Here is a 23,092-nt window from a genome sequence, read left to right on the forward strand (position 1 = left end):
CCCGCGTGGCCGCCCCCGCCCCGCTCCTCGCGCTCGCGCTGGCGCTCGCCGCCGGCGGCGGCCCGGGCGGTGCGCCACCGGTGCCGGTGGCACCCCCGCGGCAGGGCACGCTCGACGCCCGGCGCGAGGCGATCGCGCAGGAGCTGCTCCGGATCGGTGGCGCGCTCCAGCGCGAGATCGAGGCCGGCGACGTGGGCGCGGTCCTGGCGCGCGTGCCGGCCGAGGGGCTGCGCTGCGCCGGCCAGGTGGTGCCGCGCGCGCGGGTGGAGCGCGACCTGCGCGAGCCGTCGCGCTGGCTGCACCAGACGCTGTTCGGCGCGCCCGAGGGCGCCGGCGGCGGCGCGCCCGCGAGCCTGCGCGCGCTCCTGGTGCGGGCGAAGGAGGTCGCGGTGATGGTCAGCTTCCGCCGCGACCCGCGCGCCGGCCCGGTGGGCCGGCCCTGCCTCGAGTTCCGCGCGCGCGACCTGGTGAACCCGGCCCCGCCGTTCTGCTTCGAGAAGCAGGGCAGGCGCTGGTGGCTCACCGAGTCGCTGTATCCGTGCGGCTGATCCCTCGACTCCGCGCGGCCTCACGGCCGCGCTACGCTCGGGATGAGCGAAAGTTCCGCTCACCCTGAGCGTAGGCGGGCCGCAGGCCCGCCGGAGTCGAAGGGCGCTCGGGATGAGCGGGGAGTCGAAGGGTTCAGTGCTGGAGCGCCGCCAGGCGGCTGCGGGCGCGGGCGAGCTGGCCGTGGGGCCGGAGCCCCTCCGGCAGCGCCTGCCCCTCGGCGATCGCGCGCTGCAGGGTGGCGCGCGCGGCGTCGTCCTCCCCGAGCGTCTGCTCCGCCTCCGCCTTCAGCACCAGCACGCGGATGCGCCGCGGGCCCTGGGCGCGCTCCAGCGCGCGGCCGGCGGCGGCGAGCGCGTCGGCGGGCCTGTCGAGCTTGAGGTAGAGCACGGCCAGGTTGGTGGGCGGCACGTACTCGCCGGGCAGGTCGCGCTCCGAGGCGAGCAGCGCCGGGAGCGCCCGGGCCGGCTCGCCCAGGCGGACCGCGGCCGAGAGCCGCTGGCCGTCGAACGCGGAGCGCGCGAGCGGCGTCGGCGCGCGGGCGGCCTCGCGCTCGAGGAACGCGAGCCACCGGCGCGCCAGCGCCTTCGCCCCGGCCGCGTCGCCGGCCGCGTCGCGGGCGGCGGCCAGGCCGTCGTAGAGCCAGGAGCGGTCGTCGGCGAGCACGTCCTTCGCGTCGAGCGCGCGGCGCGCGACCGGCTCCAGCGCGGCGAGCGCCGCCCGCCGGGCGGCCTCGTCCTCCAGGTCGAGCGCGCAGGACAGCCCCTGCGCCGCCACCCGGGCCCGGCCCGGGCCGGACGGGACGGCCGGGAGCGCCTCGCGGGCGGCCCCGGCGCAGGCCGCCGGATCGCCGGCGAGGCCGAGCGCCTGGACCCGCGCCTCGGCGGCGCGGGCGCGGCCCGGCCAGCGCGGACCGCCCGCCGCGAGCGCCTCCTGGTAGGCGGCGGCCGCGTCGGCGTGGCGGCGCTCGCCGGCCAGCCGATCCGCGCGGGCCAGCGCCGCGTCCGCCTCGGACGCGCGGGCCTTGCGGAGCGCGCGCTCACCGTCCAGCGCGAGCTTCTCGATCTGCGCGGCCGTGGCCGTGCCGGCCCAGCGGAGCACCACGCCCTCGGTGGCCGGGTCGATGATCATCAGCGTGGGCCACACGTCGATCGGGAACTGCTCCACGAACGGCGCGTTGCCGGGCTTCTCGGTGTCGATGTCGAGCCGGACGAACCGCCCGGCGAGCTTCCGGAGCCGCGCGTCCGGGAGGACGTAGGCCCGCATGAAGCGGCAGGTGGGTCACCAGGGGGCCCAGACGTCCACCAGCATCGGGACGTTCCGGGCCTTCGCCTCGGCGAGCGCGCGGGGGTAGTCGTCTTCGATGACGCCCTTCGGCGCGGCGGCGGCGGCCGGGACGGCGGCCGAGAGCGAGGCGGCGGCGAGGGCGGCGAGCAGGGCGGTGCGCATGCGACCGCAGGTATAACGCGATCCCGCCGGCGGTCCAGCGTCGCTTCACCGCCCGAGGGCGGCCCGGACCTCCTCGAACGTGGACTCCGACAGGTACATCTCCAGCGCGCCCTCCGGCAGCACGAGGCGGGCCGGCTGGCGGAAGCCCTTCTTCGGCGGCTCGGGCGGCCGGGCCTCCTGGATCTTCGACGCCTCCACCCGGATCGCCACCCGCCCGTCGCGGCGCGCCGCGTCCAGGCCGGCGGCGGTGAGCGGCACCGGCTCCAGCAGCCGGCGGCGGAACGGCAGCGCGAGCCAGTAGGCGCCCTGCGCGATGACCGCGCCCCACACCACCGCCATGCTCCGCCAGGTGAAGACGTTGACGATGACGGCGAGGAGCGAGCCGATCATGAGGATGTTCGCGATGCGGTGGACGAGGTCCTCCCAGCGCCGGGGCCGCAGGATCATTAGCTCGCCCGGCAGCACGTGGAGCTGCCCCTTCACCGCGCCGCCGCGCACCGGCTTGCCGGCCGGATCCACCAGCAGCGCGAGCACCGTCCCGAACGCCTTCGGCTCCATCCGTCCTCCCGTCGTCGAAGGGGGCGAGGCTACACCGGCGCGCGCCCGCGCGGGGGTCTTCCGCACAGCAGCCAGTTCGCGACGAACCCCACCCCCACCCCCGCCACGCAGGTCGCGACCACGCCCGGCCACCCCGCCGCGTGCAGCGCCAGGCCCGGCACCGCCGAGCCCAGCGTCCCGCCCACGTAATAGAACGTGAGGTACAGCGCGCTCGCGCCGCCCTTGGCCGTGCGCGCCGTCACGTTCACGAACCCCGGCGCCACCGCCTGCGCCGTGAAGGTGCCGAGCACCAGCACCAGCAGCCCCGCGATCGCGAGCGGGAGCGAGCCCGCCAGCGCGGCCAGCATCCCCAGCGCCTCGACCACCAGGCCGATCCCGATGAGCCGCCGCGGCGGGATGCGCCCCGCGAGCCGCCCCGCGATGGGCGAGGCGACCACGCCCGCCGCGTACACCAGGTAGACCGCCGAGATCTGACCCGTGGTGAGGTGCCAGGGCGCGCCGGCCAGGTGGTACGGGAGGTAGGTGAAGATCCCGATCCAGCCGAAGAACAGCGAGGCGCCCACCAGGTAGGCGCCGAGGAGCCGCGGATCGCGCAGGTGGCCCAGCATGCCGCGCGTCGCCGAGGCCCAGCCGATCACCGGCGCACCCGTCGCCGGCGCCAGCCCGCGCGCGAGCGCGAGCGCCGCCGCGAGCGTCACGATCGCGAACGCGACGAACGCCGCGCGCCAGCCCGCGTTCGCCGTGATGGCCCCGGAGAGCACGCGGCCCGCCAGCCCGCCCACCACCGAGGCCGCGATGATCCCGCCCACCACCGCCGGCAGGTCCGCGTTCCGGAAGCGATCGCCCGCGTAGGCCACCGAGACCGCCGTGACGCCCGGCACCAGCACCCCCTGCATGGCCCGGAGCACGAGGAGCACGGAGAAGGAGGGCGCGAAGGCACAGGCCAGCGTGGCGAGCGCGAGCAGCGCGGTGGCGCCTGCCATGACGCGCCGCCGCCCCAGCGCGTCCGCCAGCGGCCCGTAGAAGCTGGAGGCCGCCGCCACCGCGAGCACGACCGCCGAGACCGTCAGGCCCGCCCGCGCCGGACCCACCCCGAACTCGCGCGAGATGACCGGCAGCACCCGGCTGCGTGACGTACATGTCCGCGTAGACCGCGACCGTCCCCGCGTAGAGCGCCGCCGTCTCCCGTCGCACGGGAGGCACGATACCGCGCGGGCGGCGAACCCGCCTCAAGGCACGCCGGCACACGGTCTCCCCGCGTACGCGTCCACGAGCGCGTCGCCGAGGACCCGCCGCGCCTCCTCGAGGTTGTGGCCCCGGCAACGGATCCGGAGGTTGTCCGCCGTCGAGGGCCCGCCGCGCGCGAGCGGTACGACGTGATCGAGCTCGAGCCGGCACGTGGAGCCGCAGGGCTCGCCGGACGGCAGGAGGAAGGTGCACCGCCCGCCGTCCCGCTCCCAGACCTCGCGGCGGACGTGGGCCGGGATGTGGTCCGGCCGCGTGGAGGGACGGACCGTCTTCTGCGGCCTGGCCGTGAGCCCCTTCCGCCGGGCGCGCTGCGCAAGCAGCTCATCCAGCGCCGCCTCGAGGACGTTCTCGCGGGACGCCCCGGGCATCGCGTGGGAGAGCGCATCGCGGGCCGCGTCGAGCTTCTTCAGGAACGCCTTCGAGACGGTGAGATGCATCCGCGCCTGATCGCCGTCGAGCCAGTCGACGGACCTCGGCTTCGCGACCGGCACTGCGGCGCAGGCGGGCTGCGGGACGGGAACGCCGGTCTTGGTGGCGGCTGAGGCGGATCCCATTTCATGCGCATGAAATAGATCGACCCGCGCGGGTGCAGTCGGCGCTGCATCGCCTGACGCCGGCGCCGGAATCGCTGCAGGCACCGCAATCCGGACCGGCACGACGACGTCGCGGCGCGGCGGGTTCTCGACCGGCCGGATGGCGGCGACCACGGCCGCCGCGTCCCGGCTCGACAGCCCGAAGAAGCGGGGCAGGATGTCCGGGCAGTTGTCGGTGGTCACCACCTTCGCCAGCTCGCACACGGAGGACAGGCACAGCTTCCCGTCCCGGAGCGCGCCCTCGACGGCGGGGTACCGCTGGATGAGCTCCGCCGCCGTCTTGCGGAGCTGCGCAGAGCCGGCCGAGAGCTTCAGCTCCCGATGCAGGAACGAGAAGAGCGAAGTGTGCCCGCGCTCGCGCCACAGGCCGCGCTTGTCGAACTCCGCCAGCGCGACCAGGAACTCCGCCATGGCCTGGCGCTCGGCGCGAAGGAGGGTGCGAAGACGGTCCGTGAACTCGAGCGCGATGTCCATGCACGAAGCATCGCACGCGATTTCCGCCCTCCGTGAAACGCACGAGAATGCCCCAGGACGCACGACCGCGACCGGGCCTCCGCGCCCCCTCACCTCACGCGCGCGCGTCTCTGCACGGCAGCGTGTGCGCGTGGAAGCCCTGCGCGCGTGCGATTCCGTTCGCGCCCGCCGCGCTGCGCGCGAACCCCGTCAAGCGTTCACTCCAAGACAAATGGGTGCTGTCACAATGCCGCGCCGCGTCCGCGCCCCCGCATCCCCGCGCCAGCGCCACGCAAGCGCCGCCGCGCCCCCGCATCACCGCACCAGCGCCACGCCAGCGCCGCGCAAGCGCCGCCGCGCCGCGTCGTCCGTCCGCACCCTCTGCGCCGCCGCGCCATCCCCGCCAGCGCCGCCGTCCGCGCCCCCGCGCCCCCTGCGCCGTCCGTCCGCACCCTCTGCGCCGCCGCGCCGTCCGCGCCGCCGCGGCGCCACCCGCGTCCGCGCCAGCTCCGCCGTCCGCGCCATCCACGCCGCCGCGCGCACGCGCTTCGCCCGAGCACGCCCGCCCCCCCCCGCGCCCCGCGCCCCACCCTCGGGCCTCTCGCAAGCCGATCCCCGCGGCCCCGGTTCCGGCCACCCGGACCCGCCCCCGACCGCCCTCGCGCCCTCGAAGCCCACCCCCGCCCCCGACCGCCCTCGCACCCTCGAAGCCCGAGCCCCGCTCGTGGTTCGACAAGCTCACCACGAGCGGACTTCAGAGCCGCGCCCCACCGCCGCCGCACCTTCGAAGCCCGGCCCGACCCCCTCACCCCGAGCGCCCATCACCTCGCGCGAGCACGCCCCCCTACCCTCGCGCCGCCTTCACCTTTCCCTCGGCGGCGACCGGCTCCGCCTTCGGCGGCGCCCCCCGCCGCTTCATCGACAGCCCCAGCGTGAACCGCGCCACCGGCTCGTCGCCGTACTTGTCCGGCACCGTCGCCACCACCTCGACCGGCAAGGTGACCCGCTCGCCGGTCCGATCCGCCTCGCGCACCGCCTCCGCCACCCGGAGGCCGTCGCGCGACCGGAACACCACGTCGCCGTCGGCACGCTTCAGGAAGTCGGCCTTCAGGTCGGCGAAGATCAGGTTCACGCCCCTGTGCTTCGAGTAGATGAGCCGCGCGGCGACCAGCCCGCCGGCGATGTCGGCGCCGGCGCAGAGCGCGCCGAAGTACATCGAGCCGAGGTGGTTCCGCGACTGCCAGCGCAGCGGGATCTTCACCGCGCAGCCCTGCTCGTCGAGCTCCATCACCCGCGGCCCGAGGAACAGCAGCACCGGGATCTTCAGCGACAGCAGGCGGACCAGCGCGGTCTCCTTCAGCAACATGCTCGGGCTCCCCGCGCGCTCGGCGCGCCATGACGCAGCGCGTGAATCATAGGGGGCGCAGCCGACCCGCCGCGCCGCCCCTGCGGGGGCCAGGCTCCCGGGCGACGCGCCCGCGCCGGCGCCTACTCGGCCGCCGCGGCCTGCGGCAGCGCCACCGGGCGGTAGCGCCGCGCGATGGCCTGGAACGCGAACGCGGCGGCGAGCATGAGCGCGGCGAACGCCCAGAAGTACGCGGCGCCGGTGAGCGGCACGAGCTCGGTGACGAGCGCGGTGAGCAGGTTCCCGAGCGCGATGGTGAGGAACCAGAGCGACATGATGGTGCTGCGCATGGAGCGCGGCGCCTGCGTGTAGCTGAACTCGAGGCCGGTGACCGACACCAGCACCTCACCGGTGGTGAGCAGCAGGTACTGCGGGAGCTGCCAGAGCGCGTGCGGCGCGTGGCCGGCGTCGATGAGCGTCTGCACCACCGCCGCCGCCGCGAACGAGAGCACGGTGAGGAACATGCCGCCGGTCATGCGCGAGAGCGGCGTGCGGGCGATCCCGCGCCGCTCCAGCGCCGGGAAGATCACCCAGTTGAAGAGCGGGATGAGCGCCATCACCATGAACGGGTTCAGCGCCTGGAGCTGCGCCGGCGAGAGCGTGAGGGTGCCGAGGTGCAGGTCCATGTCCTTCGCCTGGAGCACCCAGCTCGAGCCCTTCTGATCGTAGAGCGCCCAGAACAGCGTCACCGCCGCGTACACGCCCATGATGCGGAACACCGCCCGCGCGCCGTCCACCGCCTCCTGCGGGTGGCGCTCGCGCGCGACGTCCAGCCAGTGCTGACCCGGCTTGCCGGTGCCGAGGCGCGAGAGCGCGTAGCCCACCACGCGGAACAGGCCGTGCGGGTTCGGGCCGGAGGGCGGCGCGAACGCGTAGTGCTTGCGGCCGAGCCAGAACACCACCAGCGCGATCGCCATGAGCACGCCGGGCAGCGCGAACGCCAGCGAGGGGCCGACCGTGAGGAGCAGGAGCGGGATGAGGAGCTTCGCGCTCGCCGAGCCGAGGTTGATCGACCAGTAGAACCAGCCGTACACGCGCTGCAGCAGCCCGTGCTGCTCGGGCCGGAACTGATCGCCCACGAACGCCGACACGCACGGCTTGATCCCGCCGGCGCCCGCCGCGATGAGCGCGAGCCCCACGAAGAAGCCGGTGCGCGTCTCCCAGGCGGCGAGCACGCCGTGGCCGAGCACGTAGAACAGCGAGATCCAGAGGATGGTCCGGTAGCGCCCCAGGTACCGGTCGGCGATCCACCCGCCCACCAGCGGCGTGAGGTAGGTCGCCATCACGAAGTAGTGGTAGTAGGCCTTCGCGTCCTGCGCCTCGTACAGCAGGTGCTGCAGCATGTAGACGGTGAGGATCGAGCTCGTCCCGTAGAACGAGAAGCGCTCGCAGGCCTCGTTGCCGACGATGTACTTGACCTGCGGCGGGTAGCGCTCGGGCGCGGACGCGGACATGGCGCGCGAGTCTGCCACGGGAGCCCCGGGGCCGGGCAACCGCTACGCCGCGGCCTCCGCCGAGGGCGCCGCCTCCACCGGCCGGTACCAGCGGGCCACCGCCGCGAACACGAACGCGGCCGCGAGCATCATCGCCGCGAAGAACGCGTAGTAGGCGACGCCCTGGAAGCGGTTCAGCCAGGCGACGAGCGCGGTGAGCAGCGAGCCGGCCGAGATGGTCACGTACCAGAGCCCCATCACCACGCTGCGCAGGTGCTTGGGCGCCTGCGAGAACGCGAACTCGAGCGCGGTGACCGAGACCAGCACCTCGCCGATCACCAGGAACACGTACTGCGGGATCTGCCAGGCCACGTGCAGCGCCGCGCCGCCCTGCAGCGCGGACTCCACCGCGCCCGCCGCCACGAACGACAGCACCGTCACGAACATCCCCACGGTCATCTTGCGCAGCGCCGTCACCTTCACGCCGCGGCGCTCCAGGGCCGGGAACACCCAGACGGCGAACACCGGGATGAACGTGAGCACCATGCCCGCGTCGAGCGTCTGCACGTTGCCGGCCGCGATCTGGAAGCCGAGCACGTGCCGGTCCATCCGCTCGGCCTGCAGCGTCCACGAGGACCCGTACTGGAAGAAGAGCGCCCAGAACACGATCACCGGCGCGAACACCGCCAGGATGCGCAGGACCGCGCCGGCCGCCGAGCCGCGGCCGGGGCCGCCGTCCTCCGCGGGCGGGGCGACGCGCGCCGGCGGCACGTGCACGTAGCGGCCGCGCCCCAGCCAGAACACCACCAGCGCCACCGCCATGGCGACGCCCGGGACGCCGAACGCCACCCGCGGGCTCACGTGGTCGAGCAGGAGCGGGATGACGATGGTCGAGACGGTCGAGCCGAGGTTGATCATCCAGTAGTAGAGGTCGTACAGCCTCGCGAGCAGCCCCTTGTCGTCCGCGGGGATCTGGTCGCCCGCGAAGGCGGAGGCGCAGGGCTTCAGGCCGCCCGCGCCGATGGAGATGAGCGACAGGCCGACCAGCAGCCCCCAGGCGCTCTCCCACACCGCCAGCACCGCGTGCCCGGCCACGTACCCGAGCGACAGCCACAGGATCGTGTTGTACCGGCCCCAGTACCGGTCGGCGAGCAGCGCGCCGAAGATGGGCATGAGGTACACCGCGCCGGTGAACACCTGGTAGGCGGTGACCGCCTCGTTCTCGGCGAACCCCAGGTTCCGCACCATGTGCAGCACCAGGATGGACGCCATCCCGTAGTACGAGAACCGCTCGGCGGCCTCGTTCCAGGCGAGGAACTTGATGGACGGCGGGAAGCGGGACTTCGCGGTCTCGGGCATGCGGGGGCACTGTGCCATGCCGGGGGGCCGCGCGCGAGACGCTGCGCGGCGCGGGGGCCCCGGTTACAAAGGCGCGCCGATGATCCGGATCTCGACCGAGGAGGCCGCGCAGCGCATCGCGCAGGGCGGCTACGACCTGGTGGACGTGCGCGAGCCGCACGAGTGGGCCGGCGGACACATCCCCGGCGCGCGCCACGTCCCGCTCGGCGCGCTCGCCCGCGCCCCCGCCGACCACCTGACGCGCGACCGCGTCATCTTCGTGTGCGGCCACGGCATGCGCAGCCAGACCGCGTGCGCCATCGCCCGCAGCGCCGGGCTGAGCGAGGTGTTCAGCGTGGACGGCGGCGTGGTCGGCTGGGCCGCCGAGGGCCGCCCCATCGCGCCCTGAGCCGCCGTGAGCGGCGCTCAGCGCCCGCCGCGCAGCGCGGACACCGCCAGCGCGATCCAGCCGGCGATGAACGCGACGCCGCCGAACGGCGTGACGGCCCCGAGCGCGCGCACGCCGCTCAGCGCGAGCGCGTAGAGGCTGCCCGAGAACAGCACCGTCCCCGCGAGGAACGCCCAGCCCGCGAACGCGGCCGCGCCGCCGGGCGTCCGCGCGTACGCCCAGCCCGCGGCCAGCAGGGCGAGCGCGTGGTACATCTGGTACTGCGCGCCGGTCTGGAAGACGGCCAGCAGATCCGGCGCCAGCCGCGCCTTCAGCGCGTGCGCGCCGAACGCGCCCGCCGCCACCGCCACCGCCGCCGAGATCGCGCCGAGCGCGAGGAAGAGCCTGTCCATGGCGGCGGAGTATCGCCGATCGCCCGGCCGGGCGGGCGTCCCGCCTTGGCCTTGCGGCGGCGCGGCGCGGCCCGCACACGCTCGGCCATGGACCTGGACTTCGCGAAGAGGAAGTGCGTGCCGTGCGAGGGCGGCATCCCGGCGCTCGCGCCGGACGCGGTGGACGCCGGGGTGGGCGCGCTCGACGGGTGGGACGCGCAGGAGGGGAAGACGCGGCTGCACAAGCACCTTCGCTTCGCCGACTTCGTCGCGGCCATGAAGTTCGTGAACGCGATGGCCGACCTCGCGGAGGCCGAGGGCCACCACCCGGACTTCTGCGTGCACTACTCCACCGTGGACGTGACGCTGTGGACGCACGCGGTGGGCGGGCTCTCCGACAACGACTTCATCCTGGCCGCGAAGCTGGACCGGCTGCGCGAGGCCGCCGCCGCGCGGCGCTGAATAGGCGCCGCGGGCGCGCCGTCACTCCGGTGGAGGGAAACCGCACCGGAGGAACCATGACGAACGTCGCCAGGAAGCTCGCCCTCGCCGCCGCCCTCGTCGCCGCCGTCCCCGCCGCCGCGCACGCGAAGCCGTGCGATCACGACGCGCCGGTGGGGGCCTACCCGGCGCCGGCGCCGCTGCCCGCGCCGGCCGGCTGGCGCGACGATCGCTGGGACGATCGCGGCCCGCGGCCGCACGACGGCTGGCGCGCCCGCGAGCGCGCCGCGCTCCGCGCCGAGTACGCGCGGCTCGACGCCGCCCGCGACCGCTTCTACGCGCGCTGGAACGGCTACCCGCCCCCGGGGAAGGCGCGCAAGTTCGAGCGCTGGTACGCGCACGAGCGCGGCGAGCTCGACCGCCGCTGGGACGCGCTCGAGGGCTACGCCTGGCGTTGAGGCCCGCGATCCACGCGCCCTGACCGCCCGCTCACCCCGGAGCACCCCGCCGCCCGCCGTGCGCCCCCGCGCCGGCGGGCGGCCCCGTCTCGACGCCGTGGACCCCGCGCCGGTTCGCGGTTAGACCAGTGAGGTGTCGCGCTCCGCCCTCTCCTTCGCCGTCTTCCTCGCCGTCGTGCTGTCCATCCTCGGCGGCATGCACGCCTACCTGTGGCTGCGCCTGGTGCGCGACCCGTCGCTGCCGGAGCCCTGGCGTCGGATCGGCACCGTGCTCCTGGCGCTGCTCGCCGTCGCCATCCCGGTGGGCATGTTCTCGGTGCGGCTCGCGTCCGGCTGGGCGGCGCGCTGGCTGCCCGTCGCCGCGTTCACCTGGCTCGGCCTCGCGTTCATCCTGTTCTGCGCGGTGGCCGCCATCGACCTCGCCCGCCTCTCCGCCCAGCTCGCGCTGTTCGTGGGCGACTGGCTGCGCCAGGTCCCCGATCCGCCCGCGGACCCGGGCCGGCGGCTGTTCGTGGCGCGCGCGGTGGCGGGCAGTGCGGTGGTCGCGGCGGGCGGCTCGGCCGCGCTCGCGTTCCGGAGCGCCACCGGGCCGGCCGAGATCCACGAGGTCGCGGTCCGGCTGGACCGGCTGCCGCCGGCGCTGTCCGGCCTGACCATCGCGCAGATCTCCGACCTGCACGTCGGCCCGGCCATCCGCGAGCGCGAGGTGCGCCGGGTGGTGGAGCAGACGAACGCGCTCCGCCCCGACGTCATCGCCATCACCGGCGACCTCGTGGACGGCAGCGTGCGCGAGCTGGGCCACGCGGTCGGCGAGCTGTCGCGGCTGCAGGCGCGGCACGGCGTGTTCTTCGTCACCGGCAACCACGAGTACTACTCCGGCGTGGACGCCTGGGTGGCGGAGCTGGGGCGGCTCGGCATCCGCGTGCTGCGGAACGAGCGCGTGACCGTGGGCGACGCCGGCGCGTCGATCGACCTCGCCGGCGTGGACGACTGGAGCGCGGGCCAGTTCGGGAACGGCCACGGCATGAACCTGCCGCGCGCGCTGGACGGGCGGGATCCGGAGCGCAGCCTGGTGCTCCTCGCGCACCAGCCGCGCGCCATCGGCGAGGCGGTGCGCGCCGGCGTGGAGCTGCAGCTCTCCGGGCACACCCACGGCGGGCAGATCTTCCCGTTCAACCTGCTGGTCCGGGCCGCGTATCCGTACGTGAAGGGCCTGTACCCGCACGAAGATGCGAGCGCCCGCGGGCAGATCTTCGTGTCGCGCGGCACCGGGTACTGGGGGCCGCCCATGCGGCTCGGCTCGCCGCCGGAGATCGCCAAGATCGTCCTGACCTGACCTGATCGGGACGGCACCGGCGAGCGCTCGCCCGGGGGCCCGAGCGTGTTCACCATGCGTCCCGAACGCCGGCGTGGCCCGCTTGGGCCCTGCCCGCGCGGTAAGCACCGTTTTACCCTTGGCGTTCGCAGGAGGCAGCCATGCGCGCCCGCTCCATCGCCATCGTCGTCGCGGTCTTCGCCGCCGCGGCGCTCACCGCCGTGTTCGTGGTCTCGCAGCTCCCGCACGCGGGGCGCACCAGCCCGCTCCCGGGGACGCCCGGGGCCGCGGTCGCGACCTCGAGCCCGCCCGCGCCGGCGGCCTCCGCCTCCGACGGCTTCCTCGACGTGCGGGTGACCGCGGGCGGCGCGCCGCAGGCGGGCGCGGAGGTCCGGGCCTACCTGCGCGCGCGCGGCGCGAACGGCGCCCCCGCCTGGCTCGCGGCCGGGACCGTCGTCGCCGGGAAGGACGGCGTGGCGCGGCTGGCGGCCCGCCCCGGCGCGTACCTGGTGGCGGCGCGCGCGGTGGGGCTCGCTCCCGGACGGGCCGAGGTGATCCGGCCGGGCGGCGAGGAGGTCACGCACGCGGAGGTGGCGCTCGCGCCGCCGGTCGCGCTGTCGGGACGCGTGACCGGGCCGGACGGCCGGCCCGCGCCGGCCCGCCTGGAGCTGGTCCCGCTCGCCTCGGCGCTCGGCGACGCCGCGCCGGACGCGCCGCCGGAGGAGCTGGCCCGGGTGGAGACCGGGCGGCGCGGCGCGTTCGAGGTGCCCGGGCTCGCGCCGGGCCTGTACGCGGTGCGGGCCGACGGCGCCGGGTTCCACGCGCTGCTCGTGCCGCGGGTGGCGGTGCCGCGCGCCGCGCCGCTCGAGCTGCGGCTCGACGCGCTGGCGCTGCTCGACGGCGTGGTGACCGGCGCCGACGGCCGGCCGGCGGCGGGCGCGGTGGTGCGGGCCGCCTCGGCGGACCACTGGGCGGAGATGACGGTCGGTGAAGACGGGCGCTTCCAGCTCCCGGTCCCCGCCGGCGAGTACCGGCTGCTGGCCGGGCGCGGCGGCGAGGCCGCGGCGCTCGCGGAGCGGGTGACGGCGGGCCCGGGGACGGCGCGGCGCGGGCTGGCCCTGCGGCTCGGGCCGGGGGCGGCGCTGGAGGGGCAGGTGGTGCGCGCCTCGGGCGGCGCGCCGCTCGCCGCGGCCGAGGTGGTGCTGCGCCCGCACCAGGCGTCGGCCGCGCTGGCGCGCGCCACCGCCGACGCGTCCGGGCGCTTCCGCGTGGAGGGGCTCGCGCCGGGACCCTGGGACGTGCTCGCCGCCGCGCCCGGCGCCACGCCGGGGCGGGCCGAGGCGGTGACGCTCGAGCCGGGCCGGAGCTTCCCGCTGCGCCTCGCGCTGGCGGGGCTCGGCGCGGTCGAGGGCGTGGTGACGGATCCGGCCGGCCGGCCGCTGGCGCGCGTGCGCGTGCGCCTCGGCGCGCGGGGCGACGGCCTGGCCGCGCTCGCGCCGCGGGAGGCGCGCACCGACTTCGAGGGGCGCTTCCGCCTGGAGGACGTGGAGGTGGGACGCGCCGAGCTGGCCGCGGTGCAGGACGGGGCCGCGCTCGGCGCGGCGCGCGCGGTGCGCGTGCAGGCGGGCCGGGCGGCGCAGGTCGACTTCTTCCTCGCCCCGCCGGGCGCGCTCGCCGGCCGGGCCTCCGCGGGCGGCAAGCCCCCGCCGCTCGGGACCGCCGTCCTCGCCGCCACGCTCCAGGGCCCGCCGCAGGTGGCGCGCACCCTCGTCGACGCGAGCGGCAACTTCGAGCTGCTGCTGCCCGCCGGCGACTACCGCGTCCTGGCCGCGCCGGCCGACGCGGCCGGCACCGACGTCCGCGCCGCGCCGGCGTTCGCGCGGGTGGAGCCGGGCGGCACCACGCGGCTCGAGCTGCGGGTGACGGCGGCCGCCGAGGAGGCGGGGCCGGAGGTGCGCGTGCTCGAGCCGGGCGGCGCGCCGTCGGCGGGCGCCGAGGTGACGCTGGCCCGCCCCGGCGACGCCCGGGTGGCGATGGCGGCCCGGGCCGGCGAGGACGGCCGCGTGCGCCTGGGGCGCGACATGGGCCTGGCCGGGCGCGAGGTGGAGGTGCGGGCGCACAACGGCGGGCGCAGCGGCGCGTTCACCGGGCGGCTGCCGGCCGCGGGCGCGGTCGCGGTGACGCTCTCGCCCGGCGCCGCGCTGGAAGGCGTCGTCCGCGGCGGCGGGGCGCCGGTGAAGGGGTTCGCGCTGGAGGTCGCCTCGCAGCCGGGGCCGGAGGGCTGGCGCACGCTCGAGGTGCACCGCTTCGCCGGGGATCGGTTCGAGCTGGGCGACCTGCCCGCCGGGCCGCTGCGCGTCGCGGTGCGCGCCGCGGACGGGCGGCGCGGCGAGGCGGAGGTGCGGCTCGCGGCCGGCGAGGTGCGGCGCCTCGAGGTCGCGGTCTCGGCGGCGGTGCCGGCGCGCGCCCCCGCCGGCCGGTGACGGGCGGCCCCGGGCCGGTTACAGGGGAGGCCCATGTCCCTCCCCGTCGTCGGCAAGGCGCACGAGGCCAGCGCCGCGCAGCCCTTCACCTGGTTCGTGTACGGCTCCTCGCTCGATCCCGAGGCGTTCGCCGCCTGGGCGCGCGATCACGGCTACGCGCCCCCCGACCTCGGGCAGGGCCGGCCCGCGGCGCTCCCCGGCTTCCGGCTCGCGTTCGAGGTCGAGTCGCGCTTCTGGGGCGGCGCGGTGGCCAGCCTGGCCGAGGCGGAGGGTGAGGTGGTGGAGGGGCTGGCGCTCGCGCTGCCCGGGGTGGCGCGCGGGATGGTCGAGCACAAGGAGGGCGTCATCTCCGGGCTGTACGCGCCGCAGGAGGTGACGCTCCGGCTGGCGGACGGATCCGCGGCGCGCGCCGTCGCGTTCCGCGCCGCGCCGGACCGCCGCCTGCCGCGGGACGCGCCGCCCTCGCCCGCCTACCTCGAGGCGGTGATCCGCGGCGCGCGCGCGGCCGGGCTGTCCGGCGCGTGGATCCGCAAGCTCGAGGCGCTGCGCCCGGCGCGCTGACCGCCGCGCCCGCTACCCGGCGCCGAGCGCCGCCACGATCCCGGGGAGCCGCGCGCAGGCGCTGCCGCGCGCGAAGAAGCCGCGCTCCGACCGGGCGGCCAGCTCGGCGAACGGGTTCTCCTCGGGGTTCACGTCCACCAGCGCCGCGCCGCGGTGGAACGCGATGCGCCCGATCTGCATGGGCAGGTTGGTGGCGCCGCTCGTGCCGACCACCAGGAGCAGGTCGGCCGCCTCGGCGGCGCGGACCGCGCTGTCCATCCGGTAGTTCGCCTCGTCGTAGTACTCGTCGAACCAGAGCACGTGCGGGCGCAGCCAGCCGCCGCAGGCGGGGCAGGAGAGCTGGGAGCGCTCGCGCTCGGTGAACGGGTCGTCCTTGCGGCGCGGCGCCATCGCCGGGAGGTCGAGCAGGCCCACCCCGCACTCCCTCGCGCAGCGGACGTACGCGGCGTCGCCGTGGATGCAGAACACCCGGCGCGAGCCGGCGCGGCGGTGCAGCCCGTCGATGTTCTGCGTGACGAGCGTGAACCGCTCGCCCAGCGCCGCCTCGAGCCGCACCAGCGCCTCGTGCCCCGGGTTCGGCTGCGCGTCGCGGCACACGCCGAACCGGTACAGGTACCAGCGCCACACCTCGTCCGGCGCGGCTTCGAACATCTCCCGCGTGGCCATCTCCTGCGGCATGTAGTTGCGGGAGCCGACCACCCAGTAGCCCTCCGCGCCGCGGAACGTGGGGATGCCGCTCTCCGCCGAGATCCCGGCGCCGGTGAGCGCCACCACCTTCCCGCCCGACTCCCGCACCTCGGCCAGGATGCGCTCCAGCTTCGCCTCGAGCCCCGCGGTCGCCATGCCGTCCATGTTAGCCCGCCGGCGGACCCCGCAGCTCCCCCTCGCGGCGGGCCGGCAGCCGCTCGCCGCGCGCCACCGCGGCCACGATGCCGGCGAGCGCGCGCACCCCGTCGGTGAGGGCGGCGGGGCCGGGCTGCAGGATGATCGCGCTCCGCACCTCGTAGAGCTGGTCCTCCCGCACCGCCGGGACCTCCGACCACCCCGGCCGCGCCCGGATCACCTCGCGGCGGGCCTTCTTCCCGCACCAGCTCGCCACCACCGCGTCCGGCGCGCGCCGAGCCACCTCCTCCGCGGCGACGATCCGGCCCCTGGCCGAGTGCGAGGCGCGGGTCTCCGCGCACACGTCCTCGGCGCCGGCCAGCTCCAGCAGCTCCGAGACCCAGCGGATCCCGGCGATGAGCGGGTCCGGCCACTCCTCGAAGAACACGCGCGGGCGCCGGGGCAGCGCGGCCGCCGACTCCGCCACGCGCGCCAGGCCGGCCTCGAGCTCGGCCGCGAGCGCCTCCCCCGCCTCGGGGCGGCCCACCGCCGCGGTGACCAGCCGGAGCGTCTGGAGGATCTCCGCCACCGAGCGCTGGTTCGTGACCAGCACCGGGATCCCGCGCCGCACCAGGTCGCCCGCCACGTCCGCCTGCAGGTCGGAGAAGCCGACCACCAGGTCCGGCCGGAGCGCCGCGATCGCGTCCCCGTCGGCGGAGAGGAACGCGCTCACCCGCGGCTTGCGGCGCGCCTCCGGTGGACGGACGGTGAACCCGGAGACGCCCACCACCAGGTCCCCCGCGCCGATGCGGTAGAGCGTCTCGGTGGTCTCCTCGGTGAGGCACACCACGCGGCGGGGGTGCGGCGGGGCCTGCGAGAGGAGCGCGGCGAGATCCACGTTGGGCCACCCTGGCGCGACGGCGCGCCCCGGTTATAAGGGGTGGGCGTGTCCACCGCCGTCACCGAAGGCATCGAGGTCACCGTCCGCAGCACGTTCCGGCCCGAGCGCTCCGAGCCCGGGCGGTTCCTGTTCTCGTACACGGTGCGGATCGCGAACCAGGGCGAGGTCCCGGCGCAGCTCGTGTCGCGCCGCTGGATCATCCTCGACGCGAACGGCGAGCGCGAGGAGGTGGTGGGCGACGGCGTGGTCGGCCAGCAGCCCCACCTCGAGCCCGGCGAGCACTTCGAGTACACCAGCTTCTGCGTGCTGAAGACGCCGCACGGCTCGATGCGCGGCACCTACCGCATGGTGCGCGACGGCGGGCAGGCGTTCGACGCGACCATCGCGCCGTTCCCGCTGGTCGTGCCGGGCACGCTGAACTGAGCGTGACGGCGCCGGCGGGCGCCGCTCAGAGCGCGTGAATCCATCCCGGGACCGAGCCAGGCGGTCGAGACGCGAGCAGCGCGAGGCGCGACGACCGAGCATGCCCGTCGGCATGTGAGGGAGGAGCAACGACGCGATGCGACGCGGATCGGCCGCCGCGGCGACGGGAGGGGATTGTTTCACGTGCTCTCAGCGCCCGACGAGCTCGTCGAGCAGGTCGCGCTCGGTGAGCAGCCCGCGCTTCAGGAGCGCGCGGAACAGCGCCGCCATCGCCTGCGCGGGCTTCACGATCTCCGGCTCGGCGGGCGCGCCGGCGGCGAGGCGCTCCAGCGCCGACAGGATGGCACGCTCACCCTCGGTGAACGGCGACGGATCGGCCATCGGCAGCGGCGTGAGCGTGCCCAGCCCCTCCTGCGGGATGGCGCCGAGCAGCGCCGCCCGCGCGGCCTCCACCTCCTCGGGCCCGGGGTGATCCTCGAGCTCGAGCGAGAGGCCGGGCGACAGCGGGGCGGCGAGCGCGCGCGGTGCGGCCGGCGACGGTGCGGCCGGCGACGGGGCGGCGCGCGCCGCAGCGGCGGGGGCGGAGGCAGGCGCGGGACGGGCCGCCGTTGGCGCCGGGGGCGGGGCGGCAGGGCGCGGGATCGGCTGCGGCGCCTGGCCGGGGCGGACGGCGCCGGCGGGCGCGGGCGGCGGGGGGCGGAAGGCGGGCGCGCCGGGAGGGCGCGCGCCCGAGGGCGGCAGCGCGCCGGGCGGCGGGAGCGGACGGGTGGGGCCGGCGGGGACGCGACCCGCGACGCCGGGCGGCGGCCCGGGGCGCGGCGGGGCGGCGGGCGCGGGTCGCGCCTGCGGCGGGATGGCGTGGGCGGACCCCGGGGCGGGCGCGGGCCGCGCCTGCGGCGGGGTCGCCGGGGCGGACCCTGGGCCGGGCCCTGGGCCGGGCCCCGGGGCGGACCCCGGCGCGGGCACGGCGGCGGGGCCGGGCGGCCGCGGCGCCGTCGGCGCGGACGGCGCTGCCACCGCGGCGCCGGCGGGGCGCGGCCCGGCGGCGGACGCAGCGTCGGTGGGGGGCGCGGCGCCGGGCGGCGGCGCGGCGCGCGGTGCGGCAGGGCGCGGGGCGGCTGCGGCGGCGCCGCTGCCGAAGAACGCCTCCAGCGCGTCCTTCGAGCCGCCGCCGAACGGATCGAGCACCGCCTCGCCGGGCGGATCGTCGGCGTCGAGGTCGAGCGCGATCGCCTCGATGGCGTGGTCGTGCGGGTACCGGTCCCTCACCGCGGCCGCGATCTCGCGATCGCCGCCGATGCACACCTTCACCTTCCGCCCGGTGCGGAAGCGCAGCTCGTCCACCACCGCCAGGTTGGTGGGATCGGACATCGCCACCGCGAGCGTGCCGGTGTCGGCGCCGAGCGGGAAGACGTTGTTGCGCAGCGCGAACTCGCGCGGCACGAGGCGCAGCGCCAGCTCCAGCGCGTACGGCTCGAGCGCGTCGAGGCGCGCCACCTCGTAGCCGTACTTGCGCGACAGCGCCTGGACGATGTCCGCCTCGCCGGCGAGCTTCAGGTCCACGAGCGCCTGGCCGAGCCGGACGCCCCACTGGCGCTGGTGCCCGAGCGCGGACTGCAGCTGCGTGGCGTCGATGACGCCCGCCTCGAGCAGGAGCTCCCCGAGCCGCCTCTTCCCGATGGCGTCCATGCGCGGCGGATCCTACCTTCGCCCTGCACGGCGGGTCGAGCCCCTCGGGGCGCGCGCGACGCCCATCCGCCTACATGCGCTCAGCGGCCGCCGCCGCTGCCGGACGCGGCGTCCGCGCGGGTGGCGATGGCCAGCCGGCTCAGGCCGGCGCCGCGGGCGAGCTCCATCACCTGCACCACCCGGCCGTGCGGCACGCCCTCGTCCGCCTGCACCAGCACCACCAGCTCCGCGTTGCGGCCGGCCGCCTCGGCGAACGCCGCGGTGAGCGCGTCGTCGGCGAGCACCTTCCCGCCCACCACCGCGCGCCCGTCGGCGAGCACCGCCACCGCCAGGTCCTGCGGGATCTGCGAGGCCTCGCCCTTCCCGCCCTTCGGCAGGTTCACCTTGAAGCCGCCCTTCTCCTGGCCGGCCTCGGCGATCGCCGTGGTCGTCACCATGAAGATGATGAGGAGGACGAGGAAGATGTCGGTGAGCGGCGTGATGTTGATGTCGGCGAAGATCCCGCCGCCGACCTCGTCCTCGCCGCCGTCGCCGCCGCTCGAGGGTCCGCCGAGCGCCATGCGCTAGCCCTCCCCGGCGCTGCGGGCCGCGGGTTCCTGGGGCCGGGCGCCGCCCGCGAGGACCTCCTTCACGATCTCGAGGTACTCCTCGGTGAGCAGGCGGAGCTGCAGCGCGAGCTTCTGCACGTGCACGTTGAGGAAGTTGAAGATCACCACCGCCTCGATCGCGACGGCGATGCCGCCCGCGGTGGTGACGAGCGCCTCGGAGATGCCGGCCGCCACCACCGTGAAGCCGCCCTGCCCGGTGGCGGCCATCTGCCGGAACGCGTGCATGATGCCGACCACGGTGCCGAACAGGCCCACGAACGGCGCGGTCGCGCCCACGGTGCCGAGGATCCACAGGTTGCGGCGGAGCTTCAGGTTCACCTGCTGGCGCTCGCGCTCCACCGCCGCGGCGATCTTCTCGGCGGTGGGCGCCGGGGCCCGGCCGCCGGGGCCCGGCCGCGGCGCCACCGCCACCAGGCCGGCCAGGAACACGTCGGCCGCCGGCGAGCCCGAGCGCTCGCACTGCGCGCGCCCGTCCTCGAGGTCACCCCGGTACAGGGCGCGGGTCACCGCGTCGGCCAGGCTCTTCGCCCGGGCGGTGAAGCCCCAGAGCGCGATGCCGCGCTCGATGGCGACCGCGAGCGCGATGACCGAGCACGCGACGATGATCCACATCGACGCGCTGCCGGTCTTCATGATGCCGACGAGGCTGGTGTCCAAGGTGCGTCTCCGGGGTGGGGAACGGAGGGAGTCTAACCGCGGCCTCGCGCCGGCGGGGGGCTTCTCGGTCCCTCGGCGGCGAACGCGCGGGGTCACCGGCGCATTCCCCCTGCGGCCCGCCGATGGGGCGCTAGTCGGCCCGGCCGGGGGACCCGGGAGCGGGCGCCGGCTCGGCGCGGAACAGGTCCGGCGGCGGCGGGGCGGAGCGCTCGTCCAGCTCGACGACGCGCGCGCCGCGCGGCGGGTCCAGCCGGAAGAGGCCGGGATCGAGGGCGGGGTTCACCTCCACCTCCCGCCAGCGCAGCTCGAGCCGGACGCGCGGGCGCTCCGAGCGCAGCTTCACCTCGGACGGGAAGCGCCCCTCGCTCGCGGGCGAGAACGCGCCGAAGGCGAGGTCGTACTCGCCCGGCCCGCCCCCCTCGACCGAGCGCCAGGAGCGCTCCACCGCCGCGCCTCGCCCGATCCGCAGCACCTGCGCCCACGGGCCCGCCTCGAGCGTGAGCGCGACGTGGCCGGCGCCGGGCTCGGCGGCGGCGGGCCGGCCGTCGAGGAGCGGCGCGCCGCCGCACAGGATCCGCACCAGCTCGCCCGCCGTGAGCGGCAGCGGCACCAGGCGCGCCAGGTTCTCCGGGGTCGCCTCGCCGCGGTAGAGCACCTTGCTCCGCGCGTCGTACAGCGAGAAGCGCCCGTCGGCCGCGACCAGCACGGCGGCCACGTTCCCGAAGAAGTCGAGCGTCTCGAGGTGCAGCCGGTCCGGCACCTCCGCCGCCACGAACTGCGAGACGGTGCCCGACTGCCCCTGCGCGTCCACCGCGACGCGGGCCTCGCCGCGCACCGCGCGCACCCTCCCCTGCGCCGCCTGGACCTGCGCGAGCAGCGCGGCCGGATCGAGCGACAGGTCGGGGGGCGGCACCCGCGGGCGGCAGCCGGCGAGGGCCAGCGTGGCGAGCGCGAGCGCGGCGAGGCGGGAGGGCGCGAGGGCGGTGCGGGCTCGGGTGGGCATCGGCGGGATCTAGAACAGCCGGCCGGCGCGCTCCAGCAGCGCCTTCGCCCGGCGGCGCGCCACCCCGCGCTCCGGGGCGCGATCCGGGTCGCCCCCGTCGCCCGGCGCGAGCACCTCGCCGAGAAGCCGCTCGAACAGCGCGCGATCCTGGACCAGGACCGCGTAGGTCTCGGCCTCGGCCACGCGGGCGAGCGGCTCGGCGGGGAACAGCGCCCGCGCGCGGTCGAAGTGGGCCCGCGCCGCGGCCGCGCCCCCGCCGGCCGCGACCGGGAGCGCCGCGCGCCAGGCGCCCAGGGCGCGGTGCGGGCCGGCCGCGTCCACGCGCTCGTCGAGCGCGGCGGCGCGCGACATCATGGCGAGCGTCGCGTCCTTCACCGCCAGCACCGCGGCGTAGCCGCTCGTCTGGGCCGAGCGCATCGACCCGAGCGCGAGCCAGTAGAGCGCCTCCGCCCCGGGCGCCTCCACCCGCGCGGCGGCGGCGGCCGGATCGTCGCCGTGGTCGATGGCCTGCGCCCACGCCGGCGAGAGCGCCCGCAGCGCCCGCTCCGCCGCCCGCGCGGAGGCGTCCCAGGCCTGCCGGGCGTGCGCGGGATCCTCGGCCGCGAGCCCGGCGAACGCCTCGGCGCGCGCGATGCGCAGCTCGGGGCCCGGATCGCCGGGGCGGACCGTGGCGGCGCGCCCGTAGGCGGCGATCGCCTCGGCGAGGCGGGCCGGCTCGTCGCGATCGGCGTAGGCGCGGTCGCCCTCCGCGAGCGCCTGCTCGTAGCGCTCCGCGGCGGCGCGCGCGGCGTCGGGCGAGGCGGGCGGCGGCGCCTCGGCGGCGCGCCGGCACGCGGGCCCGGCCAGCGCCACGGCGGCCGCGGCCGCGATGGCGGCCAGGGGGGTCCGGGAGGCGTTCACGGTGCGTGGCTCCGGCCGGCGGCGGACGTCACCGCCGCTTCTTCCCGCCCGGCTTGCGGCCGGGGGCGCGGGCGCGGGCGCCGGCCGCCTTCTCCTTGCGGGCCGGGCGCTTCGCCGGGTGCGGCCGCGCCGGCCCCTTGGCGTTCGCGGCCGCGGGGCGCTTCGCGGCGGGGCGAGCGGGGGCGGCGGGGCGCTTCGCCTTCGCGGCCGCCGCCGGTGCACGGGTGGCGGACGCGGGGCGCGCGGCGGGCGCGGGGCGCGCGGCAGACGCGGGCGGGCGCGGGGCCTGCGTCGCGGGGCGCGCCGGCTGTGCGGGACGCGACGGGGCGGCGCCGGGCCGGGCCGGCGCGGCGGCGGGGGGACGCGGCGCCGCGGCGGGCGCCGGCGCGGGGCGGGCACCGGCGGGCGGCGCGGGCCGCTGCGGGGCGGGTGGCGGCGCGAGCGGGCGCGGCGGCGCCAGCGACCGGCCGGTGACCGGCGCCGGGCGCGGCGGCTGCGCGCGCGACAGCTTCGCGAGCCGCGCCTCCTCCTCGGCCGGCGTCACCACCAGCGGCGGCTGCCCCGCGCGCTGCCGGGTCTCGTCGTCGGCGCTGTAGTAGAGCTGGAACGAGGCGAGGCCGCGCACCACCAGCTCCCCGCGGTGGTTCTCGGCCCAGGTCTCGATGTCCACCGCGTAGCGGCCGCCCTCCTCGAAGCGCCGGTCCACCACGCGGCCGCGCACCGTGAGCACGTCGCCGGGCCACACGATCTTCACGAACCGCGCCTGGAACCGGCGCAGCCGCGCGCCGCGCACCCAGTCCATCACCAGCTCGCCCAGGAAGCCCATGCTGAGCATGCCGGGGGCGAGCGCGCTGGGGAACCCGGCGTTCTTCGCGTGGACCTCGTCGATGCAGAGCGGGTTCCAGTCCTGCGCCGCGCCCGCGTAGCGCGCGATCTGCAGGCGGTCCACCGGCGGCTTCACCAGCGGGGGCAGCTCGTCCCCCACCTTGACCGCCTCGAAGTAGAGCTGGCGTGCGGTGAGCGTCATC

The 23,092-nt window shown here is 77.2% G+C and carries 25 protein-coding genes; 8 read left to right on the forward strand and 17 right to left on the reverse strand.

Going from position 1 to position 23,092, the window contains the following annotated elements; genetic code table 11:
- Positions 1 to 5: 5 nt before the first annotated feature.
- Positions 6 to 548 carry a hypothetical protein gene (locus ANAEK_RS20735; RefSeq protein ID WP_012528085.1) on the forward strand — a complete coding sequence of 181 codons (543 nt, stop codon included), beginning with the start codon at positions 6 to 8 and terminating at the stop codon, positions 546 to 548.
- Between the two features lie 133 nt (positions 549 to 681).
- Here the strand turns inward: ANAEK_RS20735 and ANAEK_RS20740 are convergent, their stop codons facing one another.
- The 8 genes from ANAEK_RS20740 to ANAEK_RS20770 all read right to left on the reverse strand — a co-directional run bounded on the left by ANAEK_RS20740 (position 682) and on the right by ANAEK_RS20770 (position 9,062).
- Complete coding sequence (locus tag ANAEK_RS20740; RefSeq protein WP_012528086.1) at positions 682 to 1,812, reverse strand: hypothetical protein; 1,131 nt, start codon at positions 1,810 to 1,812, stop codon at positions 682 to 684.
- A gap of 15 nt (positions 1,813 to 1,827) precedes the next feature.
- Entirely contained in the window at positions 1,828 to 1,995 is a 168-nt protein-coding gene (locus ANAEK_RS23205) for a hypothetical protein (protein WP_012528087.1), read from the reverse strand.
- Between the two features lie 45 nt (positions 1,996 to 2,040).
- On the reverse strand, positions 2,041 to 2,553 hold the full coding sequence (locus tag ANAEK_RS20745; protein WP_012528088.1) for a hypothetical protein: 513 nt from the start codon (positions 2,551 to 2,553) through the stop codon (positions 2,041 to 2,043).
- A gap of 29 nt (positions 2,554 to 2,582) precedes the next feature.
- Positions 2,583 to 3,674: an MFS transporter gene (locus ANAEK_RS20750; protein ID WP_012528089.1), complete on the reverse strand. Its 1,092-nt coding sequence runs from the start codon at positions 3,672 to 3,674 to the stop codon at positions 2,583 to 2,585.
- A 108-nt stretch (positions 3,675 to 3,782) separates the two neighbouring features.
- Positions 3,783 to 4,868 (reverse strand): HNH endonuclease, encoded by a 1,086-nt coding sequence (locus ANAEK_RS20755; RefSeq protein WP_012528090.1) that lies wholly within the window; start codon positions 4,866 to 4,868, stop codon positions 3,783 to 3,785.
- An 823-nt stretch (positions 4,869 to 5,691) separates the two neighbouring features.
- Positions 5,692 to 6,213, reverse strand: a complete 522-nt coding sequence (locus ANAEK_RS20760) for a DUF4442 domain-containing protein (protein ID WP_012528091.1) — start codon at positions 6,211 to 6,213, stop codon at positions 5,692 to 5,694.
- A 122-nt stretch (positions 6,214 to 6,335) separates the two neighbouring features.
- Complete coding sequence (locus ANAEK_RS20765; protein WP_012528092.1) at positions 6,336 to 7,706, reverse strand: POT family MFS transporter; 1,371 nt, start codon at positions 7,704 to 7,706, stop codon at positions 6,336 to 6,338.
- A 42-nt stretch (positions 7,707 to 7,748) separates the two neighbouring features.
- Positions 7,749 to 9,062: a POT family MFS transporter gene (locus ANAEK_RS20770; protein WP_012528093.1), complete on the reverse strand. Its 1,314-nt coding sequence runs from the start codon at positions 9,060 to 9,062 to the stop codon at positions 7,749 to 7,751.
- A gap of 61 nt (positions 9,063 to 9,123) precedes the next feature.
- Here ANAEK_RS20770 and ANAEK_RS20775 point away from each other — a divergent pair, with 61 nt between their 5' ends.
- Complete coding sequence (locus tag ANAEK_RS20775) at positions 9,124 to 9,432, forward strand: rhodanese-like domain-containing protein (protein WP_012528094.1); 309 nt, start codon at positions 9,124 to 9,126, stop codon at positions 9,430 to 9,432.
- Positions 9,433 to 9,449: 17 nt separating this feature from the next.
- Here ANAEK_RS20775 and ANAEK_RS20780 read toward each other — a convergent pair whose 3' ends face one another.
- Positions 9,450 to 9,824, reverse strand: coding sequence for a DUF423 domain-containing protein (locus tag ANAEK_RS20780; RefSeq protein WP_012528095.1), 375 nt, complete (start codon positions 9,822 to 9,824; stop codon positions 9,450 to 9,452).
- Positions 9,825 to 9,911: 87 nt separating this feature from the next.
- Between ANAEK_RS20780 and ANAEK_RS20785 the strand changes: the two genes are divergently transcribed.
- The 5 genes from ANAEK_RS20785 to ANAEK_RS20805 all read left to right on the forward strand — a co-directional run bounded on the left by ANAEK_RS20785 (position 9,912) and on the right by ANAEK_RS20805 (position 15,061).
- Positions 9,912 to 10,265, forward strand: a complete 354-nt coding sequence (locus ANAEK_RS20785; protein WP_012528096.1) for a 4a-hydroxytetrahydrobiopterin dehydratase — start codon at positions 9,912 to 9,914, stop codon at positions 10,263 to 10,265.
- Between the two features lie 56 nt (positions 10,266 to 10,321).
- A complete protein-coding gene (locus tag ANAEK_RS20790; protein ID WP_012528097.1) occupies positions 10,322 to 10,702 on the forward strand; it encodes a hypothetical protein in 381 nt (126 codons plus the stop codon).
- Positions 10,703 to 10,835: 133 nt separating this feature from the next.
- Positions 10,836 to 12,038: a metallophosphoesterase gene (locus tag ANAEK_RS20795; protein ID WP_012528098.1), complete on the forward strand. Its 1,203-nt coding sequence runs from the start codon at positions 10,836 to 10,838 to the stop codon at positions 12,036 to 12,038.
- A gap of 140 nt (positions 12,039 to 12,178) precedes the next feature.
- A complete protein-coding gene (locus ANAEK_RS20800) occupies positions 12,179 to 14,500 on the forward strand; it encodes a carboxypeptidase regulatory-like domain-containing protein (RefSeq protein WP_012528099.1) in 2,322 nt (773 codons plus the stop codon).
- A gap of 33 nt (positions 14,501 to 14,533) precedes the next feature.
- Entirely contained in the window at positions 14,534 to 15,061 is a 528-nt protein-coding gene (locus tag ANAEK_RS20805; protein ID WP_012528100.1) for a gamma-glutamylcyclotransferase family protein, read from the forward strand.
- Between the two features lie 12 nt (positions 15,062 to 15,073).
- Here ANAEK_RS20805 and ANAEK_RS20810 read toward each other — a convergent pair whose 3' ends face one another.
- Positions 15,074 to 15,904, reverse strand: a complete 831-nt coding sequence (locus tag ANAEK_RS20810) for a Sir2 family NAD-dependent protein deacetylase (RefSeq protein WP_232288301.1) — start codon at positions 15,902 to 15,904, stop codon at positions 15,074 to 15,076.
- Between the two features lie 10 nt (positions 15,905 to 15,914).
- Complete coding sequence (locus ANAEK_RS20815; RefSeq protein ID WP_012528102.1) at positions 15,915 to 16,781, reverse strand: cobalamin-binding protein; 867 nt, start codon at positions 16,779 to 16,781, stop codon at positions 15,915 to 15,917.
- Positions 16,782 to 16,829: 48 nt separating this feature from the next.
- On the opposite strand from ANAEK_RS20815, the gene apaG reads away from it, so the two are divergent.
- Positions 16,830 to 17,207: a Co2+/Mg2+ efflux protein ApaG gene (gene apaG, locus ANAEK_RS20820; RefSeq protein ID WP_012528103.1), complete on the forward strand. Its 378-nt coding sequence runs from the start codon at positions 16,830 to 16,832 to the stop codon at positions 17,205 to 17,207.
- A gap of 189 nt (positions 17,208 to 17,396) precedes the next feature.
- On the opposite strand, the gene ANAEK_RS20825 is transcribed toward apaG, so the two are convergent.
- From ANAEK_RS20825 to ANAEK_RS20850, 6 genes are all read right to left on the reverse strand, one after another.
- Positions 17,397 to 18,896 carry a general secretion pathway protein GspE gene (locus ANAEK_RS20825; RefSeq protein ID WP_012528104.1) on the reverse strand — a complete coding sequence of 500 codons (1,500 nt, stop codon included), beginning with the start codon at positions 18,894 to 18,896 and terminating at the stop codon, positions 17,397 to 17,399.
- An 80-nt stretch (positions 18,897 to 18,976) separates the two neighbouring features.
- A complete protein-coding gene (locus ANAEK_RS20830) occupies positions 18,977 to 19,456 on the reverse strand; it encodes a biopolymer transporter ExbD (protein ID WP_012528105.1) in 480 nt (159 codons plus the stop codon).
- A gap of 3 nt (positions 19,457 to 19,459) precedes the next feature.
- Entirely contained in the window at positions 19,460 to 20,161 is a 702-nt protein-coding gene (locus ANAEK_RS20835; RefSeq protein ID WP_012528106.1) for a MotA/TolQ/ExbB proton channel family protein, read from the reverse strand.
- A gap of 130 nt (positions 20,162 to 20,291) precedes the next feature.
- Positions 20,292 to 21,164 (reverse strand): DUF4292 domain-containing protein, encoded by an 873-nt coding sequence (locus ANAEK_RS20840; RefSeq protein WP_012528107.1) that lies wholly within the window; start codon positions 21,162 to 21,164, stop codon positions 20,292 to 20,294.
- A gap of 9 nt (positions 21,165 to 21,173) precedes the next feature.
- Entirely contained in the window at positions 21,174 to 22,064 is an 891-nt protein-coding gene (locus tag ANAEK_RS20845) for a TRAP transporter TatT component family protein (RefSeq protein ID WP_012528108.1), read from the reverse strand.
- Positions 22,065 to 22,092: 28 nt separating this feature from the next.
- Positions 22,093 to 23,091: a MaoC family dehydratase gene (locus ANAEK_RS20850; protein ID WP_012528109.1), complete on the reverse strand. Its 999-nt coding sequence runs from the start codon at positions 23,089 to 23,091 to the stop codon at positions 22,093 to 22,095.
- Position 23,092: the final 1 nt, after the last annotated feature.

It is taken from the genome of Anaeromyxobacter sp. K, from assembly GCF_000020805.1.
Lineage (GTDB): Bacteria > Myxococcota > Myxococcia > Myxococcales > Anaeromyxobacteraceae > Anaeromyxobacter > Anaeromyxobacter dehalogenans.

What these genes read in the sequence shown, in the direction of transcription:
- ANAEK_RS20740 (WP_012528086.1), bottom strand. Translation starts at nt 1,812, where the DNA reads ATGCGGGCCTACGTCCTCCCGGACGCGCGGCTCCGGAAGCTCGCCGGG.
- ANAEK_RS23205 (WP_012528087.1), bottom strand. Translation starts at nt 1,995, where the DNA reads ATGCGCACCGCCCTGCTCGCCGCCCTCGCCGCCGCCTCGCTCTCGGCC.
- ANAEK_RS20745 (WP_012528088.1), bottom strand. Translation starts at nt 2,553, where the DNA reads ATGGAGCCGAAGGCGTTCGGGACGGTGCTCGCGCTGCTGGTGGATCCG.
- ANAEK_RS20755 (WP_012528090.1), bottom strand. Translation starts at nt 4,868, where the DNA reads ATGGACATCGCGCTCGAGTTCACGGACCGTCTTCGCACCCTCCTTCGC.
- ANAEK_RS20760 (WP_012528091.1), bottom strand. Translation starts at nt 6,213, where the DNA reads ATGTTGCTGAAGGAGACCGCGCTGGTCCGCCTGCTGTCGCTGAAGATC.
- ANAEK_RS20765 (WP_012528092.1), bottom strand. Translation starts at nt 7,706, where the DNA reads ATGTCCGCGTCCGCGCCCGAGCGCTACCCGCCGCAGGTCAAGTACATC.
- ANAEK_RS20770 (WP_012528093.1), bottom strand. Translation starts at nt 9,062, where the DNA reads ATGGCACAGTGCCCCCGCATGCCCGAGACCGCGAAGTCCCGCTTCCCG.
- ANAEK_RS20775 (WP_012528094.1), top strand. Translation starts at nt 9,124, where the DNA reads ATGATCCGGATCTCGACCGAGGAGGCCGCGCAGCGCATCGCGCAGGGC.
- ANAEK_RS20780 (WP_012528095.1), bottom strand. Translation starts at nt 9,824, where the DNA reads ATGGACAGGCTCTTCCTCGCGCTCGGCGCGATCTCGGCGGCGGTGGCG.
- ANAEK_RS20785 (WP_012528096.1), top strand. Translation starts at nt 9,912, where the DNA reads ATGGACCTGGACTTCGCGAAGAGGAAGTGCGTGCCGTGCGAGGGCGGC.
- ANAEK_RS20790 (WP_012528097.1), top strand. Translation starts at nt 10,322, where the DNA reads ATGACGAACGTCGCCAGGAAGCTCGCCCTCGCCGCCGCCCTCGTCGCC.
- ANAEK_RS20800 (WP_012528099.1), top strand. Translation starts at nt 12,179, where the DNA reads ATGCGCGCCCGCTCCATCGCCATCGTCGTCGCGGTCTTCGCCGCCGCG.
- ANAEK_RS20805 (WP_012528100.1), top strand. Translation starts at nt 14,534, where the DNA reads ATGTCCCTCCCCGTCGTCGGCAAGGCGCACGAGGCCAGCGCCGCGCAG.
- ANAEK_RS20810 (WP_232288301.1), bottom strand. Translation starts at nt 15,904, where the DNA reads ATGGCGACCGCGGGGCTCGAGGCGAAGCTGGAGCGCATCCTGGCCGAG.
- ANAEK_RS20825 (WP_012528104.1), bottom strand. Translation starts at nt 18,896, where the DNA reads ATGGACGCCATCGGGAAGAGGCGGCTCGGGGAGCTCCTGCTCGAGGCG.
- ANAEK_RS20830 (WP_012528105.1), bottom strand. Translation starts at nt 19,456, where the DNA reads ATGGCGCTCGGCGGACCCTCGAGCGGCGGCGACGGCGGCGAGGACGAG.
- ANAEK_RS20840 (WP_012528107.1), bottom strand. Translation starts at nt 21,164, where the DNA reads ATGCCCACCCGAGCCCGCACCGCCCTCGCGCCCTCCCGCCTCGCCGCG.
- ANAEK_RS20850 (WP_012528109.1), bottom strand. Translation starts at nt 23,091, where the DNA reads ATGACGCTCACCGCACGCCAGCTCTACTTCGAGGCGGTCAAGGTGGGG.